At 44.4% G+C, this 18329-nt stretch carries 15 protein-coding genes and 1 riboswitch; of the genes, 14 read left to right on the plus strand and 1 reads right to left on the minus strand.

Annotated elements, in window-relative coordinates:
- Positions 1–79 precede the first annotated feature (79 nt).
- The 8 genes from gshB (at position 80) to lpxC (ending at position 9475) form a co-directional block, all read left to right on the plus strand.
- On the plus strand, positions 80–1030 hold the full coding sequence (gshB, locus tag GTU69_RS11370) for a glutathione synthase (protein WP_166170600.1): 951 nt from the start codon (positions 80–82) through the stop codon (positions 1028–1030).
- Between the two features lie 331 nt (positions 1031–1361).
- Positions 1362–2459, plus strand: a complete 1098-nt coding sequence (gene murG, locus GTU69_RS11375; protein ID WP_166170602.1) for an undecaprenyldiphospho-muramoylpentapeptide beta-N-acetylglucosaminyltransferase — start codon at positions 1362–1364, stop codon at positions 2457–2459.
- Positions 2460–2471: 12 nt separating this feature from the next.
- A complete protein-coding gene (gene murC / locus GTU69_RS11380) occupies positions 2472–3920 on the plus strand; it encodes a UDP-N-acetylmuramate--L-alanine ligase (RefSeq protein ID WP_166170604.1) in 1449 nt (482 codons plus the stop codon).
- A gap of 56 nt (positions 3921–3976) precedes the next feature.
- Positions 3977–4906, plus strand: a complete 930-nt coding sequence (locus GTU69_RS11385) for a D-alanine--D-alanine ligase (protein WP_166170606.1) — start codon at positions 3977–3979, stop codon at positions 4904–4906.
- 3 nt (positions 4907–4909) lie between these two features.
- Positions 4910–5764: a cell division protein FtsQ/DivIB gene (locus GTU69_RS11390; protein ID WP_166170608.1), complete on the plus strand. Its 855-nt coding sequence runs from the start codon at positions 4910–4912 to the stop codon at positions 5762–5764.
- A gap of 71 nt (positions 5765–5835) precedes the next feature.
- Positions 5836–7098 carry a cell division protein FtsA gene (gene ftsA, locus GTU69_RS11395; protein WP_166170610.1) on the plus strand — a complete coding sequence of 421 codons (1263 nt, stop codon included), beginning with the start codon at positions 5836–5838 and terminating at the stop codon, positions 7096–7098.
- 159 nt (positions 7099–7257) lie between these two features.
- The gene (gene ftsZ, locus GTU69_RS11400; RefSeq protein ID WP_166170612.1) at positions 7258–8448 is read left to right on the plus strand and encodes a cell division protein FtsZ; all 1191 of its coding nucleotides are present in this window, start codon (positions 7258–7260) and stop codon (positions 8446–8448) included.
- 124 nt (positions 8449–8572) lie between these two features.
- Positions 8573–9475, plus strand: a complete 903-nt coding sequence (gene lpxC, locus GTU69_RS11405) for a UDP-3-O-acyl-N-acetylglucosamine deacetylase (RefSeq protein ID WP_166170614.1) — start codon at positions 8573–8575, stop codon at positions 9473–9475.
- A 97-nt stretch (positions 9476–9572) separates the two neighbouring features.
- Here lpxC and GTU69_RS11410 read toward each other — a convergent pair whose 3' ends face one another.
- Positions 9573–10013, minus strand: coding sequence for a DUF721 domain-containing protein (locus GTU69_RS11410; protein WP_166170616.1), 441 nt, complete (start codon positions 10011–10013; stop codon positions 9573–9575).
- Between the two features lie 109 nt (positions 10014–10122).
- Here GTU69_RS11410 and GTU69_RS11415 point away from each other — a divergent pair, with 109 nt between their 5' ends.
- The 6 genes from GTU69_RS11415 to GTU69_RS11440 all read left to right on the plus strand — a co-directional run bounded on the left by GTU69_RS11415 (position 10123) and on the right by GTU69_RS11440 (position 18267).
- Positions 10123–10812: a M23 family metallopeptidase gene (locus tag GTU69_RS11415; RefSeq protein ID WP_086196534.1), complete on the plus strand. Its 690-nt coding sequence runs from the start codon at positions 10123–10125 to the stop codon at positions 10810–10812.
- A 259-nt stretch (positions 10813–11071) separates the two neighbouring features.
- The gene (gene aceE, locus GTU69_RS11420; protein ID WP_166170617.1) at positions 11072–13786 is read left to right on the plus strand and encodes a pyruvate dehydrogenase (acetyl-transferring), homodimeric type; all 2715 of its coding nucleotides are present in this window, start codon (positions 11072–11074) and stop codon (positions 13784–13786) included.
- A gap of 2 nt (positions 13787–13788) precedes the next feature.
- Positions 13789–15804, plus strand: a complete 2016-nt coding sequence (locus GTU69_RS11425; protein WP_166170619.1) for a 2-oxo acid dehydrogenase subunit E2 — start codon at positions 13789–13791, stop codon at positions 15802–15804.
- A 225-nt stretch (positions 15805–16029) separates the two neighbouring features.
- Positions 16030–16174: riboswitch (yybP-ykoY riboswitch) on the plus strand.
- Between the two features lie 74 nt (positions 16175–16248).
- Complete coding sequence (locus tag GTU69_RS11430) at positions 16249–16827, plus strand: TMEM165/GDT1 family protein (RefSeq protein ID WP_086196531.1); 579 nt, start codon at positions 16249–16251, stop codon at positions 16825–16827.
- Positions 16828–17008: 181 nt separating this feature from the next.
- Positions 17009–17806 carry an MBL fold metallo-hydrolase gene (locus GTU69_RS11435; RefSeq protein WP_086196618.1) on the plus strand — a complete coding sequence of 266 codons (798 nt, stop codon included), beginning with the start codon at positions 17009–17011 and terminating at the stop codon, positions 17804–17806.
- Positions 17807–17901: 95 nt separating this feature from the next.
- Positions 17902–18267, plus strand: a complete 366-nt coding sequence (locus tag GTU69_RS11440) for a YkgJ family cysteine cluster protein (protein ID WP_166170621.1) — start codon at positions 17902–17904, stop codon at positions 18265–18267.
- Positions 18268–18329 lie beyond the last annotated feature (62 nt).

Below are 18329 nucleotides of genomic sequence, written 5' to 3' on the forward strand. Positions count from 1 at the left end.
GCTTTATTAAAATTGAGAAAAAAGAAAGATTAAACTCCGCTATACTTTTCTCAAGTTAAAAATACATGAGCAGATCGATATGCGCGTACTTGTTGTGATGGATCCCATCGAAAATGTAAACCTGAAAAAAGATTCTTCTATGGCCATGCTGTGGGCTGCCAGCCGTCGTGGGCATGAGTTGGGTTATGCATTACAGCAAGATTTATATATTGATCAGGGTAAAGCCTTCGGTTTGATTTCACCCCTGAAAGTGTTTGAAGACTATAACCATTATTATGAATTGGGTGAAAAGAAAAAAGAATCGATTGCAGCTTATGACGTGGTGTTGATGCGTAAAGACCCACCTTTCGACATGAATTTTGTTTATACCACGTATATTCTGGAACAGGCTGAGCGTGAAGGGGCGTGGATTATTAACAAGCCGCAAAGCCTGCGTGACTGCAACGAAAAATTGTTCGCCACCCAGTTCCCTGAACTTCAGGTTCCGACTCTGGTGACCTCAAATGAAGGGCTGATTCGTGAGTTTCTAAAAGAACAGGTGGATGTGATTGTAAAACCACTGGACGGGATGGGGGGTACAGGTATTTTCCGCTTGTATCAAGATGGCATCAATATTGGATCGACTATTGAAATGCTGACCAATAACGGTACTCGGCCGATTATGGCGCAGCGTTATATTCCGGAAATTGTTGAGGGCGATAAGCGCATCCTGATGGTAAATGGTGAGCCTATACCTTACTGTTTAGCCCGTATTCCGCAAAATGGTGAAGTGCGCGGCAACCTAGCAGCTGGTGGTTTGGGTCAAGCCCGTCCCTTAACTGAAAATGATAAAGCGATTGCGGCAAAAGTAGGCCCTTATCTCAGAGAAAAAGGCCTGATTTTTGTGGGATTAGATGTAATTGGCAATTATGTGACAGAAATCAATGTTACCAGTCCAACCTGTATTCGTGAGATTGATGCACAGTTTGGCACATCTATTGCCGACGATTTATTTGCTGTTCTGGAAACAGGTTTAAAAGTAAAAGCATAAGTCTGATGTTTATAAAAAAAAGAGCTCCTACTAAAATAAGAGCTCTTTTTTATTCTGTTTGATCCGTTCCTTTTCTTGCTTTTTATTTGGGGATACAAAGGGACGGGAATTTATGCATTGTTCAAAAGACAGGTCATAAAATTGCTTAAAAAATATATATTTTGCTCGATTATCAATAAAACTAGTTTAAACTTTAAAATCTGAAGAAAAAAACAATGAAACGCATGTTGAAAAAAAGTAAATAACCTTTCACGGTTATGCGTTTGTGATTACAATTGTTAGCTTAAAATCAAATTTCGTTATTCCTATTTTAGAATTGAAGAATTAGACTGTGACCGAAGCAACGCAAACAAAGCCGAAACATGTGATGATGATGGCTGCCGGAACCGGTGGGCATGTTTTTCCAGCACTTGCTGTTGCCAAACAATTACAGCAGCAGGGAATTCAAGTGTCCTGGTTGGCAACGCCGACAGGCATGGAAAACCGCTTATTAAAAAATCACAATATTCCAATTTACCAGATTGATATTCAGGGTGTACGTGGTAATGGTCCTGTACGTAAGTTATTGGCACCGTTTAAAATTTTAAAAGCTACCTTAAGCGCCATGCGCTATATGAAACAGCTGAAAGTCGATGCCGTAGCCGGTTTTGGCGGTTATGTGGCTGGTCCCGGTGGTTTGGCTGCCCGTGCCTTGGGCATTCCCGTGATTATTCACGAGCAAAACGCCATTGCAGGTTTTACCAATACCCAGTTATCACGTATTGCCAAAAAAGTGTGTCAGGCATTTCCCGGTACTTTTGCTGAAAGTGCAAAAATTGTGACCACAGGCAATCCGGTTCGTAAAGAAATTACTGAAATTTTAAGTCCGTCCTGGCGTTATCAGGAACGTGAAAAAGCTGGTTTGCCACTACGTGTACTGATTGTCGGTGGTTCATTGGGCGCGCAAGCATTGAATGAGCGTGTACCGGAAGCGTTAAAGCAGCTAAACGTACCATTGAATGTGTATCATCAATGTGGTCAAAACCATGCCGAGGCAACCCGTGCCCGTTATGCTGATAAGCCGGCATCGTTGCAGGTTAAAGTACAACCCTTTATTGAAGATATGGCCAAAGCCTATGCTGATGCCGATCTGATTATTTGTCGTGCTGGTGCTTTAACCGTGACAGAAATTGCAACGGCAGGTGTGGCAGCTGTTTTTGTGCCGCTGCCAAGTGCGGTCGATGATCACCAGACGGCGAATGCCAGATTTTTAGCCAAAAGTGGGGCGGCAAAAATTTGTCCACAATCTACCTTAACCCCAGACAGTTTAAAAGAACTTTTAGTCCCGTTGATGAATCGCCAATTGTTGTCTGAAATGGCAGTCAAGGCACGTCAACAGGCTCAACCAGATGCAACCCAACACGTGGTTCGTTTAATTCAAGAATTGTAATTAGAGTAATATATGTCTCCATCTACTCCTGCTGATCAAGCAAAAAAGTTAATCAAAGTGCCTGAAATGCGCCGTATCAAACACATTCATTTTGTGGGAATCGGCGGTGCAGGGATGTGTGGTATCGCAGAAGTATTGAAGAACCAAGGCTATCAGGTCTCTGGTTCAGACATCAAAGCGTCTAAAACTACGGCGCAACTTGAAGAAAACGGTATCAAGGTTTATATCGGTCATACGGCTGAAAATATTAAAGATGCCAATGTACTGGTGGTTTCAACCGCGATTGATCCGGAAAACCCGGAAATCAAGGCCGCAATTGAAAGCCGTATTCCAGTGGTTCGCCGTGCGGAAATGCTGGGTGAGCTGATGCGTTACCGTCACGGTATTGCTGTTGCCGGTACGCATGGTAAAACCACCACGACAAGTCTGGTGACCTGTATGCTGGCGGAAGAAAACCTGGATCCAACCTATGTGATTGGTGGTTTGCTAAACCGTACCGGTGTCAATGCGGCACTGGGTGCAAGCCGTTATATCGTGGCTGAAGCAGATGAGTCAGATGCATCATTCCTACACTTGCAACCTATGGCCACCATTGTGACCAACATTGATGCGGATCATATGGATACCTATGGCGGCAGCTTTGATGTGCTCAAAGATACTTTTGTCCAGTTCCTGCAAAAATTACCATTCTACGGCCTGGCTGTGGTGTGCGGTGATGATGCCAACATCCGTGAAATCATGCCACGTATTGGTCGTCCAGTGTTGACTTATGGCTTTAATGAAGACAATGACATCCGTGCTGTCGATGTTGATCAGGACGGTATGCGTACTCACTTTACCGTGCTGCGTAAAAACCGTGAACCGCTTCGTGTGACGGTGAACCAGCCGGGTCTGCATAATGTGCTTAATGCTTTGGCAGCAATCGGTATCGCTACGGATGAAGGCGTTTCTGATGGCGCGATCTGCCGTGCATTAGAAGGCTTTAGCGGTGTGGGCCGTCGCTTCCAGGTTCAAGGTGAATTTGAGATTGAAGGTGGCAATGTGAAACTGGTGGATGACTATGGTCATCATCCTAAAGAAGTCGAAGCTACCATTAAGGCTGCACGTCAAAGTCATCCAGACCGCCGTCTGGTGATGATGTTCCAGCCGCATCGCTTTACCCGTACCCGCGACTGCTTTGATGACTTCGTCGATGTATTGTCACAAGTTGACCAATTGTTATTGCTGGAAGTGTATCCTGCAGGCGAGAAGCCGATTGTCGGGGCAGATAGTCGCAGTCTGGCGCGCAGTATCCGTTTGCGCGGTGAGGTTGAACCGATTTTGATTGATCCTGTAGATGGCAATTTACAAAATGTGATGCAAAAAGTGTTGCAGCCAAATGACTTGTTATTAACGCAAGGCGCAGGTAATGTGGGTGCGATCTCGGTTGAGCTTGCACAAAATAAGTTGTATTTAAAATAATCACTTTGTGTGTTTTTGAGTGTGATTGTTCAGTTATAAAGTTTAAGGATATAAACGTGGCAAATGCTTCAAAATTCGGTAAAGTTGCCGTATTGCTTGGTGGTAAATCAGCTGAGCGCGAGGTTTCTCTAGATAGTGGTAAAGCTGTGCTTGAAGCATTGGTGCGTTCGGGCGTGAATGCCGAAGCTTTTGACCCGCAAGAGCGTAGTGTAACTGAACTGGTGAACTATGACCGTGCTTTTATTGTCTTGCATGGCCGCGGTGGTGAAGACGGTCAAATCCAAGGTACATTGGAATGGTTGAATATTCCTTATACCGGTACCGGTGTGCAAGGTTCTGCGATTGGCATGGATAAGGTGAAGACCAAGCAGGTCTGGCAAGGTTCGGAACTGCCAACGGCCCCCTATCGCATTGTGACCAAAGATTCTGATCTGGATGCCATAGTGGACAGCATTGGTCTGCCGTTTATTATCAAACCGGTACATGAAGGTTCAAGTATTGGTATGAGTAAAGTTGAACGTAAGGAAGACTTTACCGATGCAATTGCCAAAGCCACTGAGCATGATGCCGTGGTGATGGCAGAAAAATGGATTACCGGCCGTGAATTTACTATTGTGATTTTAAATGGTCAGGCTTTGCCGATTATTCGCCTGGAACCGCCAAAAGATGTGGCATTCTATGACTATGAAGCCAAATACAACCGTAATGACGTGCAGTACGGCATTCCGTGTGGTTTAACCGAAGAAGAAGAAAAACGTCTGCAAGCTTTGTGTTTACGTGCTTTCCAGGCCGTAGGTGCAAGTGGTTGGGGGCGTATTGATGCCATGCAGGATGAACAGGGCAACTTCTGGTTACTGGAAGTGAATACTGTTCCGGGCATGACCAGTCATTCTCTAGTACCAAAGGCGGCAAAAGCTGTGGGCTATAGTTTTGATGAGTTATGTGTGGCGATTTTAGAACAGACTTTAACGGCTGCGGCTTACTAGATTATGGCTCAACTCCCTGCTTCAATGCGTCGTAAACGAGCAGCAATTACCTCTATTCATGAAAAGCTACCTACACCTAAGGAAAAGCTTGCGAATTTGGGTGGCTGGTTGTTGTTGCTGGTTGCACTTGCCGTATTGGCAGTGGGGATTTATGGTCTGTATGGTGTTATGACGGATGCCCAGGTGGCTAAACTGAGTGTAGTGGGTACCCGCTCAGAGGCTGAAAATCGCCAGGTCATGACTCATGTTGCACCCAAGGTGACAGAAAATTATTTTACCTCTGATCTGGAACAAATCCGCGATCAGGCTTTAGCGTTGTCTTGGGTGGATCGCGTGGTAGTCTCACGTGCATGGCCAAATTCAATTCGTGTGCGCGTCATGCCGCGTCATGCCATTGCTCGTTGGGGAACCGGACGGCTATTGAGTGACAGTGGTGATATTTTTGCAGAAGTGGTGCCGCAGAATAACCAGAAATTACCTTTGCTGCATGGTCCCGCTTCTCAGTCAAAAATGATGATGCGTCGCTACAATGAAATTAACCAGTTGTTCCTGCCGGTCAACATTCGTTTAAAAGAATTATATTTAACAGAACGTATGACCTGGTTCATGCAGTTTGATTCAGGTTTACGCATTATTGTCGATCAGGATCAGACCATGGGTAAACTTCAACGCTTAAGTCATCTGGCACAAAGTGATCTAAAACCCGTTTGGGCTAAAATTTCATCAGTAGACTTGCGTTATAGAAACGGATTGGCCATACAATGGAAGAATGCAGCACCCCCGAATATTGTAAATGGTCATTTTGTTGTAACGATTGATGACACAAGCATTGCAGATACAAGAACGGTAAAGCCATAATTGAGCGGCTTTATATAAAATAGAGGCTTAAGGCCATAAATTAACTAAACACGTAATGGTAGTAGTAGATAATGAATGAAGCTGTTCCCTCGGTTGTTGCGATTGACATTGGGACACACAAAGTTTCAGTTTTGATTGGTAAGGTACATGCGCCAGACAATATCCAAGTGATTGGGATGGCAACCGCTCGTAACCGAGGCATGAATAAAGGGAAAATTGTAAGTCTCGATAAGGTCATCACTGCAATTAAAAATGCCGTACAAGAAGCAGAAGATATGGCTGAATGCCGGGTGCATTCTGCCTGGGTTTCCATTCCAAGTGCAGAATTAAAAAGCTTTTATGCCTCAGGCCGTACTCCGATTGAAAATAGCGACCACACAATTACAACAAGCGAAGTGGTTCGTGCACTCGAATTGGCCAAAGCCAGTCATTTGACTTCAGACCATTATCTGGTGAGTGCGGTACCTTTAGGTTTTGAACTGGATGATTCTGCGGAATGGGTGCAAAATCCGATTCGCATGTCTGCTCATAGCATGATCGGGCATTATCAGCTGATGATGTTGCCAATCAGCACCATGCAAAATCTGGATCGTGCCCTTAAAGGGGCTAATATTGGCGTGGAGAAAATGGTGGTTTCCTGTTTGGCAACAGCTGAAGCCAGTTTGCTGAAAGATGAAAAAGAATATGGGGTATGTTTGGTCGATATCGGTGCCGGTACCACCAATATTGCCGTTTATCTGGATGGTCGCTTGGCATTGACGCATACTTTGCAGCGTGGGGGAGAGCATGTCACCCGTGATATTGCTGCGGTATTGCAAACCACCACTGAAGAAGCTGAACGGCTGAAATTGTTGTATGGCTGTGTTGACCTGAAAGTGGTTAAACCTGACCATATGATTCAATTTCAGGGCATTGATGGTCCACAGACCATTAGCCGTATTGAATTGGCAGAAATCATTATTGCGCGTTATGAAGAAATTCTGACCCAGGTTCATCAAGAATTAAAGCAGAATGGGGCCATTCATGGTCTGTATCATGGTGTAGTTCTGACGGGTGATGCTAGTCAAATTGAAGGTATGGTGAATTTGGCACGTCATATGTTGGGGGTGTCAGCGCATTTAGGCAATCCACCAGTACAAGTACATGCTGATGAACAGAATCAGGCGGCTTTGCGCCGTTCACAGTATGCCACTGCTGCCGGCTTGTTGATGTTTAGCCAAAGTGATACGCAAGATACTATTGTAGAAGCGACAGATCCTGAAAAACTGACTCTATTTAAGCGGGTCGGTCGGGCATGGTCAGCGTTAAACAATCAGTTAAAATCGATATTTTAAGTGAAATTTATTGGGAATATTGTAAGGAAGTTGTTCGTCTAACGGCTTGCACTTGACAAGTGTGTGGTTGGACAGCATCCTAAACTCAATTTTTATTAAGATCAAGGCAGTATACGGGCTTAAGTGACTGCCAATTACGAATTAGGAAATCCAAAGGTCATGGCCTCATTTGAATTTTTAGAAGATGATCAAAACGATAGCAACGGTCAAGCCCGTTTCACTGTATTTGGTGTTGGTGGTGCTGGTGGTAATGCCGTGCAACACATGCTTGAATCCGACATTCAAGGGGTAAAATTTGTTTGTGCCAATACCGACAAACAAGCTTTAGACCGTATGAATGCCCAATTCAAAATCCAGTTAGGTGAACAAAGCACGCGTGGTCTGGGGGCAGGTGCAAATCCGCAAGTAGGTCAAACTGCTGCTGAAGAAAGCCGTGAACTGATTCGCCAACATCTGGAGGGTACCGATATGGTATTTGTCACTGCCGGTATGGGTGGTGGTACAGGTACGGGTGCTGCGCCAGTTGTTGCTGAAATTGCCAAAGAAATGGGCATTTTAACTGTGGGTGTGGTGACGACTCCGTTTAACTTTGAAGGTAAGCGTCGTCAACAGTCGGCAGAAAAAGGCATTGAAGCTCTGGAAGCACATGTCGATTCATTAATTATTATTCCTAACCAGCGTTTGCTTAAAGTCTTCCGTGACATTTCCATGAAAGATGCTTATAAAAAGGCAGATGATGTATTGCTGAATGCAGTGCGCAGTATTTTTGATCTGGTGGTTCGTCCCGGTCATATCAACCTTGACTTTGCTGATTTGAAAACGGCCATGAGCACTCGCGGTTATGCGATGATGGGTGTGGGTTCAGGCCGTGGTGAAACACGCGCCCGTCAGGCGGCTGAACAGGCTATTCGCAGCCCATTACTGGATAACGTGACTATTATGAATGCCAAAGGCATTTTAATTAACGTCACCGGTGGTGATGATGTGACCTTCGGTGAAATTGAAGAAATTACCGATGTCGTCAACCAGATTGTCGATCTTGATGAAGGTCAGGTGTTTTACGGTACGGTCTTTGATCCGGATGCGCGTGATGAAATCAGTGTCACTGTAATTGCAACCGGTTTGACCCGTAATTCAGCGGACTCTGCAGATACGGTAAAACGCCCATCAGTACAGTCTGCAACACGTCCAGTCACTCATACGGCTCAGGCTGTCGTTGAAGATGATGATGTGCCAGCCATTCAACGTCAGCAAAATGAGGCAGCAGCGGCACCTGCTCCAGCAGTCGGTTCAGCCCGTCCAACGCCAATGAGTATTCAGGATTACTTGAAAAATCAGCAACGTAAATAATGGTAAATTTATGCAGAATGCATAAATTCAACAGAAAAGGTAGTCGCAAGACTACCTTTTTATTTTTTATCAATGGCTAAATATGCTAACGTATAGCGGTTTGATGAGCAGATGATAGAAAAACATGTTGAAACAACGTACCCTACAGCGTGTCGTGAAAGCGAGCGGTATTGGTCTTCATAGTGGGCAAAAAGTCTTAATTAACTTTGTGCCGCACCATGTGGATGGGGGTATTGTATTTCGACGTATCGATTTAGATCCGCAGGTGGACATTCCTGCAGACGCCATGCTGATTCAAGAAGCATTTATGTGTTCAAACTTGGTTCAGGAAAATGCCAAAGTCGGGACCATTGAGCATGTCATGAGTGCCATTGCAGGACTGGGGATTGATAACCTGATTATTGAAGTTTCGGCTTCAGAAGTTCCGATTATGGACGGTAGTGCTGGTCCATTTATTTACCTGCTGATGCAAGGCGGACTACAAGAACAGGATGCACCGAAAAAATTTATAAAAATTTTAAAACATGTTGAAGCATTCATTGATGATAAGCGTGCAGTATTTCATCCTCATGATGGCTTCCAGCTCAACTTTACCATTGATTTTGATCATCCTGCATTTAAAAAAGAATATCAGTCAGCAACCATCGACTTTTCTACCGAAACTTTTGTCTATGAAGTCAGTGGAGCACGTACTTTTGGTTTTATGAAAGATCTGGATTATCTAAAAGCCAATAATCTGGCCTTGGGGGCGAGTCTGGACAATGCCATTGGGGTAGATGAAACTGGTGTGGTCAATGAAGAAGGGCTTCGCTTCTCAGATGAATTTGTCCGTCACAAAATTCTGGATGCAGTCGGGGATTTATATCTCTTAGGCCACCAGATTATTGCCAAATTTGATGGGTATAAGTCCGGACATGCCTTAAATAATCAATTATTACGCAATGTTAAAAGTGATCCAAGTAATTACGAAATTGTAACATTTGATGACATTAATCAATGCCCAATTTCTTATGTAAGTGTGACATAAGTTATTGTCTTTTAATGCACACGTTATAGTATAACAAAATGAATTGTTAAGCAGTTCACATGTTTTTTTTCTTAATTCAAAGATATGCCTGTATTGGTTACTTTTTATTTCTTGCCAAACGTAGCATAGCTTGGCTAAGCTTAGGGTCGCTTACAAAGTCGGCAGCACCACGCAGTAAGTCTTGAGTATCTGGACTAAGGGATCGGGACAGAGATTGGGGTTTTAAAGGGGGTTGCGTCTGAATTCTTAATCGTACTTGCAATTTTTGTAAGTCTTTAAATTCAGGTAATTGTAACAATTGTGAGATATATTGCTTTTGAAGATAGGCAAGCTGGCTAATCATGGCTTGATTTGCACCCGTAATCGTCAAAATGCCATGTTCATAACAAACAACTTGCCATTGCTCCGGTTGGGGCAATATCGGTTGAATGAGTTTTGTAAGTTTCTGCCATGCAGCAACTTGTGTAGAGAGAAACGTAAAGTTTCCTGTTTTTAAGTGTTTTCTTGTTTGTTGAAAGATGTTAACTGGTTCCGACATACATTGTTCCTACATACTTGTGTCTTAATCTTACGCACTTCTTTTAGTGGATATCAAGGAAGAGATCACGCAAGGACATTGACTAAGAACAGTTAAAAGAGGTTTTTTTATGCATACGCGACGTATTTTATTAGCGTTTTCATTGGCAGCTTCTGCCGCATCTGTGGCTTTTGCAGATTTAGTTGAATTAAATCCTAACTCTAATAATGTATCGGAAGATCGCATTGAACAATTGACTCGTACTTTGGCTCAAGGGTCTTATGCAGAGTCAAATGATATTGATCTTCCTGCTGAAACCAGAATGAATGTTCAATTGCGTGAAAAAACAATTGAATTAAACAATGAATCATTGGCTAAAAAATATGGTTCAAAGAATTCACAAACTTATTCTGGCAACGCTTACTCCTGGTTAGTATCTCATCCCCTTCCAGCCATGAAACGTGTGAGCTCAGACTTTGGTGGCCGTACCATGGGTGGCCGCGCTGAAAATCACTCTGGTCTGGATTTGTCCGCACCAAGCGGTACGCCTATTTATGCGACTGGCCCGGGTGTAGTGACCAAATCGGGTTGGGGTACAGGTTATGGCCAATACGTGGAAATTAATCACGGTAATGGCTATTTAACCCGTTATGCGCATGCATCACGTTTAATTGCCCGTGTTGGTGATCGCGTAGAAGCTGGAGAGCACATTGCCAATGTGGGTTGTACAGGTCGTTGTACCGGTCCACATTTGCATTATGAAGTAGTGAAAGATGGACAACGCAAAAATCCATCTACTTATTTAGCAATGTTGCCATAAGATAGATGTACATATTCGTTAAAGAGTAACTCTAGGGCATTTAGAGCTTTCGAATATAATAGTATCATTCAAGAGAATAGTTATTGTATAAAAAACCGCCTTTATTGGCGGTTTTTTGTTTTATTGCGTAAAGAATGGTCAATGAGTATTTATTATCTAAATAATAGTGGTATTCCGTATTCAGTTGTGGCGATAACTGATGCCCTCTAAAGTGTGATACATATAGAAACTATAAATAAGCTTAAGGAATAGGTGAAATATGGCGTTTTATGGTGATACCGACGCGCAAGAAACCCAAGAATGGCAAGATGCATTTGACTCGGTTTTACAGCATATGGGTACAGAGCGTGCTGCATTTTTGTTAGAAAAACTCTATCAGCGCGCGATTGCCAAGCATGTTCCTATTCAGCGTCTAAATACTCCTTATCTTAATACCATTTCAGTTGAAGAAACCCCGGCCATGCCAGGTGACCAGGATATGGAACGCCGTATCCGTGCCCTGATTCGCTGGAATGCCTTGGCAATGGTGTTACGTGCCAATAAAACCGGTGACGACCTGGGTGGTCACCTGGCCAGTTTTGCATCTTCTGCAACCTTGTATGATGTTGGTTTTAACCACTTCTTCCGCGCCAATAGCGACCACTTTGGTGGTGACATGATCTATTACCAAGGACATTGTGCGCCTGGTATTTATGCGCGTTCATTCCTTGAAGGCCGTTTGACTGAAGATCAGCTCAACAATTTCCGCCGTGAAGTGGGTGGCAATGGTTTACCGAGTTATCCGCATCCGTACTTGATGCCGGATTATTGGCAGTTCCCGACCGTATCGATGGGTCTGGGTCCGATCATGTCGATCTATCAGGCGCATATTCAAAAATACCTGATGAACCGTAGTCTGATTAAAGAAGAAGACCGTAAGGTCTGGGCTTACCTTGGCGATGGTGAGATGGATGAACCGGAAAGTACAGGTGCGATTTCGCTCGCCGGTCGTGAAAAGTTAGATAACCTGATTTGGGTGGTGAACTGTAACTTACAGCGTCTTGATGGTCCGGTGCGTGGTAACGGTAAGATTATCCAGGAACTTGAATCCTTATTCCGTGGTGCCGGCTGGCGCGTGATTAAAGTGGTATGGGGCCGTCATTGGGATCCGCTGCTTGCCAAAGATGAGTCAGGCGCTTTAAAAGCCGTGATGGAAGAGGCCGTTGATGGTGATTATCAACGTTATCAAGTCAAAGGTGGTGCTTATACGCGTGCACACTTTTTTGGTAAATACCCAGAAGCTGAAGAACTTGTTAAAGGTTTAAGTGATGAAGACATCGATAACTTAAACCGTGGCGGTCATGACCCTTACAAAGTGTACGCTGCCTATGCCGAAGCAATGAAGTCTACAGGTCAGCCAACCGTAATTTTAGCGAAGACTGTCAAAGGCTATGGTCTGTCCGAAGAAATTGAAGCGGTCAATAAAACGCATCAAATCAAGAAAATGCAGCTTGAATCACTCAAGTATGTACGCAACCGTTTCAATCTGCCATTTACCGATGAGCAGCTTGAAGAAGTTCCATTCTACCGTCCAAGTGAAAACTCGCCTGAAATTAAATACATGAAGGCACGTCGTGAAGCATTGGGTGGCTATCTGCCTGCACGTCGTAAAGAAAGTGAAGTTTTGGCAATTCCAGAACTTTCAGTGTTTGATGCGGTATTAAAAGGTTCAAATGGCAAACAGCAATCAACCACGATGGTGATGGTTCGCTTAATTTCAGCGCTGCTGAAAGAAAAAGCCATTAAAGACCGCGTTGTTCCGATCGTACCGGATGAAGCACGTACCTTTGGTTTAGAAGGCATGTTCCGTCAGTTGGGGATCTATGCTGCACATGGTCAGAAATATACTCCCGAAGACCAAGAACAGCTGATGAACTATCGTGAAGCCAAAGATGGTCACATGTTGCAGGAAGGAATTAACGAGGCCGGTGCAATGAGTGCATGGGCAGCCTTGGCAACCAGTTATTCAACCAATAACCTGCCGATGATTCCAATGTACATGTACTACTCGATGTTCGGTTTCCAGCGTATTGGCGATATTGCCTGGGCAGCCGGTGATGCCCAGGCACAAGGTTTCTTGTTGGGTGCAACTGCGGGCCGTACTACATTGAATGGTGAGGGTTTGCAGCATCAGGATGGTCATTCGCATATTCTGGCGAATACTATTCCGAACTGTGTGTCTTATGACCCATGTTTCGGTTATGAACTTGCAGTGATCGTACACGATGGTTTGCAACGCATGTATGTCAATCAGGAACGTGTGTTCTATTACCTGACCGTCATGAACGAAAACTATGAGCATCCTGAAATGCCGCAAGGTGTGGAAGAAGGCATCAAGCGCGGTATGTATCTGCTTGAACAGGATGATAAAGCCACTGTTCAGCTGATGGGTTCCGGTGTGATTCTTCGTGAAGTGATTAAAGCGGCGAAAATCTTGCGCGATGAATACCAGATTCACTCGAATGTGTGGAGTGTCACCAGCTTCAACGAACTGGCACGTGATGGTATGGCATGTGAAGAATACAATCGCCTGCATCCATTGGCAGAAGACACCAAAGAATCTTGGGTGTCACAACAATTGCGTGAAACAGACGGTATCGTGGTTTCTGCAACCGATCATATGCGCGCATACAGCGAACAGATTCGTGCCTATCTTCCAGACAACCGTCCATTTGTAGCTTTGGGCACCGATGGTTACGGCCGTTCAGATACTCGTGGCAATTTGCGTAGTTACTTCGGTGTGGATGCTGCGCACATTGTTGTGGCAACCTTGAAGAAACTGGCCGATGAAGGTGAGGTTGATGCGCGTTTGGTGAAAGATGCCATCTCCAGCTTTGAACTTGATACTGATCGTCCAGTCGCTTGGGCACCTCAAGCACATCCTGAAATTCAGGCGGTTGCGGACTATAAAGAACAATCAGGTGAGGAGAACTAAGCATGCAAATCAAAACACCTGATATTGGGGTAGATAAAGCCACCGTTGCTGAAATTTTAGTGAAAGTGGGCGATAGCGTTGCGGTAGATGACAGCCTGATTTTGCTTGAATCAGATAAAGCCTCTGTTGAAGTGCCAAGTACTTCGGCAGGGATTGTGAAAAGTATTACGGTTGCAGCGGGCGATGTGGTTTCAGAAGGTTCGGTCCTGATTGAACTAGAAGCTGAAGACGGTTCAACCAGTGCGACTGAAGTCCAGGAAGCAGCTGCTTCACAGAAGACTTCGGAAAATACTCCGACCTCGCTGCCTGATCAGGAAATTATGCAGGAACTGGCATCCCATCAACCAGCAGCTTCTGCACCGAAGGCTCCGACTGGCAGCTCTTCAATTGTTGAAGTGCAAGTCCCTGACATTGGGGTAGAAAAAGCCCTGGTCGGCGAAATTTTGGTCCAGGTAGGTGATGAAATTGCTGTCGATCAAAGCATTGTAGTGGTGGAATCTGATAAAGCCACTGTAGAAGTGCCAAGTACCGTTTCAGGTACGGTTGAGAGCGTTGAAGTTCGGGCAGGCGACACAGTCAAAGAAGGTGTGGTTCTGCTCAAAGTGAAAACTGCATCTTCAGCTGTTGAAGCAGCACCAAGTACAGCTTCTACAGAAACATCTTCTGTGAATGCGCCAAAAACAGAAACATCAGTTCAGGCACCTGTAGCCTCTGCACCAAGCGGAGACGTTGAAATTGCTGTGCCTGATCTGGGTGTAGATAAAGCTGTAGTGGCGGAAATTTTAGTTCAAGTCGGTGACACGGTTGAGGCGGATCAAAGCATTATTGTGGTTGAATCTGATAAAGCGACCGTTGAAGTACCAAGCTCATCGGCAGGGGTAATTAAAGCCATTCACGTACAAATGGGGCAAAATGTCTCACAAGGCATGGCTCTGGTAACCATCGAAGTGGAAGGACAGGCAGTTGTAGCTCAGCCAGCTAAAGTTGAAGCTACTCCTGCAGCCAAAGCAGCACCTGCTCCGGCAGCAGTGCCACAAGCGGCTACATCTGTAGAACAAGCACCCGTTCAATCGGCTGATAAGCTGAGCAAAGAGCAGAATGCTGCCAATGCCAAAGTCTATGCCGGTCCTGCGGTGCGTAAGCTGGCGCGTGAGTTGGGCGTGGTACTTGCTGAAGTGAAGGCATCAGGTGCTCATGACCGCTTGATGAAGGAAGATGTTTTTGCTTATGTAAAAACACGCTTAACTGCACCTCAAGCTGCACCGTTAGCACAGACTGTAGCACAAGTTCCTGGCTTGCCTGCATTGCCAGACTTCTCGGCATTTGGCGGTGGTGAAGTGAAAGCCATGACCCGTCTGCAACAGGTATCTGTGCCGCAATTGTCATTGAATAACTACATTCCACAGGTGACGCAGTTTGACCTGGCAGATATTACCGAACTTGAAGCATGGCGTGGTGAACTCAAAGCTAAGTTTAAACAAGACGGTATTAGCCTGACGATTCTGGCTTTTATTGCCAAAGCAGTCGCTCATCTGTTGAAGGAAGAGCCGTATTTTGCAGGCCATTTGGCAGACGATCAAAAATCGGTATTGCTGCGTAATGAAATCCATATGGGGATTGCCGTGGCAACACCGGATGGTTTGACTGTACCGGTACTGCGTAATCCAGATCAAAAATCAATCAAGCAAATTGCAGTTGAACTGGGTGAGCTGAGCAAGAAAGCACGTGACAAGAAATTGTCACCGAAAGATTTGCAAGGTGCGAACTTTACGATTACCAGCCTGGGTTCAATTGGCGGTACCGCATTTACCCCATTGGTGAACTGGCCTCAGGTGGCGATTTTAGGTATTTCACCAGCCACCATGCAACCGGTCTGGAATGGTACAAGTTTTGATCCTAAGCTGATGCTTCCATTGTCATTGTCTTATGACCACCGGGTGATTAATGGCGCAGATGCAGCACGCTTTACCCATAAGCTGACCAAATTGTTGGCGGATATCCGTAGTCTGTTGCTCTAATTTCAGTTTAGGCTACACAAAACCCTGCTTCGGCAGGGTTTTGTTATGAAAGCTTTGGTGTTGAGACATACACAGACTCATTCTTATGATAGGGATAAGACGCTGAACACAGCCGTTTAAAATGATCTTTAATGCAATTTTTGTCATGAGTAGCAATGTTTAGCATTATCCTGAAATGATATTTTTAAAGTCATTTGAAAATTTTTATCTTTCAGCTTAAAATGCATGCACTTCATTGGGGAGTAGCCGCTTTTTACGCAATGTAAAAAGGTGATGGTCAACATAATTGTTCCACAGAACATGGTCATCATAGCAAAGAACCAAATGATCTTTTGATCATGATTTTCTTTTTGTTGGCAAGACCTTTGATTTACCACTCTGCTCAATTTGGCTAGCAGGAGGGGTGAGTCACAGGTTTTATTATGCTAGCCAGAGAAATACATCATGCTTTCAGCCTTCCTGATTTCTTTAGCTGTTGTTGCCTTGTCTGAAATGGGTGACAAAACTCAATTGCTGGCTTTACTGCTGGCCGCGCGTTTCCGTAAACCTGTACCCATTCTGATTGCAATTTTTCTGGCGACCGTGGTCAACCATGGTGTTTCCGCTGTACTGGGTCAATGGATTACCACTGTTCTGAGCCCGACCGTATTGTTATGGATTGTTTCTCTTGGATTTATTGGGATGGCGGCCTGGATGCTGATTCCAGATGAACTGGATGATGAAACTGAAAGTATTAATAAATGGCAAAAATATGGCGTCTTTAGTGCCACGTTTGTTTTATTCTTTCTGGCAGAAATTGGTGATAAAACCCAGATTGCTACCGTGGCCCTTGCCGCGCGCTTTGACAGTGTTGGCTGGGTAACATTGGGAACTACACTGGGCATTATGCTGGTCAATGCTCCTGCGGTCTTTATTGGTAACAAACTGGCAGAAAAACTACCGATTTCACTGATTCATAAAATTGGTGCAGTTGTGTTTTTAGTGATAGGTGTGGCGGCACTAGTACAACATTATTTCTTTTAAATTTGAATAGCATTAAAAAAATCCTGGCATTTTTGTCGGGATTTTTTATTGAGAAATACCGCACAATTTACTGATAAATCTACCAGTATTCAGATGTTATTTTGTTGTAAATTTCCATGAATCCCTATATGTTGAGAGGAATTAAAAATTTAGTTTAAAAACGATATTTTGGGGAATGGGTATGGCGTTTGATCGCACCACATCACAGGTACTATTTGATAATGGTACGCATAAATGTATTAGTTTTACCAGTTTAGTGAAAGGTGAAGGTGTACAGGCAAACCAGTTTCTAATCTTGGATCATGAACGTGCTGCAGTGCTTGATCCAGGGGGCGACTTGACCTATGTTCCATTGACCATGGAGCTGAACAAATATACCCGTCTAACCAATCTTGATTATGTCATGGCCTCCCATCAGGACCCCGACATTATTACTTCTATGCCACGCTGGCTGGTCTATACCGAGGCCAAAATAGTAGCATCAAAATTATGGGCACGTTTCTTGCCACATTTGAGCTCGGCTTTCATGAGCGACCGGATGAAAGGGAACTGGCTGGATCGTCTGGTTGAGCTGCCTGACCATGGTCAGGTGATTCCGTTGGGTGAATCGAGCATTGTTGCCGTTCCGGCACATTTTCTGCATTCGGTCGGTAATTTCCAGTTTTATGATCCGATTGCCAAAATTCTGTTTTCTGGTGATATGGGCGCATCCATGGTAGATGATGTCTCTAAACCGCTGGAAAATTTTGCTGCGCATATTCCGAAGATGAAAGGCTTTCATCAACGCTATATGTGTTGCAATAAAGTGATCCGTCTGTGGGTACAAATGGTTCGTAGCATGGATGTGGAAATGATTGTGCCACAGCATGGCACGCCATTTATTGGCAAAGAGCAGATCCATCAATTTTTGGACTGGATTGAAACCTTGGAATGCGGCACCGACCTGATGGACGAAAGCGTATTTACCTGTCCTGAATAGTTCAAGAAAATACAAAATTTTTCTTGAGTCAAAAAACAACATTTTTTATATTTTCTATCCCAAAAAACTTTTTTGATGACGAGAATTTATAAGAAATGTTGTCTCAAGTTCCTGCACAGGATGCATGTTTAAGCTGTGGCGCATGTTGCGCCTATTTTCGGGTTTCATTTTATTGGGCAGAGGGAATTCCAATGCCCGAAAATTATACTGAACCTGTCACAGCAGTCTATTCATGCATGGCAGGAACCAATCAAAAAAATCCACGCTGTATCGCGCTAGAAGGCAGCATAGGTGAACAGGTCAGTTGTGGCATGTACCAGCTGCGCAGTTCCTCGTGTAAAGAAGTGCAAATTGCCGATGAACAATGCAACAAGGCCCGTATGGCCCACAATATGATTCCCTTTATCCAGATTAGGGTAGAGGATGCCGAGAATGATGATAGTTTTGAACGTGTCAGCTAGATCGTGATTCGTCATCTCAGAATAAAAAAGCAGGGCCCTGGCTCTGCTTTTTTATTTAAAAA

This window comes from Acinetobacter sp. SA01, from assembly GCF_011319235.1.
Lineage (GTDB): Bacteria > Pseudomonadota > Gammaproteobacteria > Pseudomonadales > Moraxellaceae > Acinetobacter.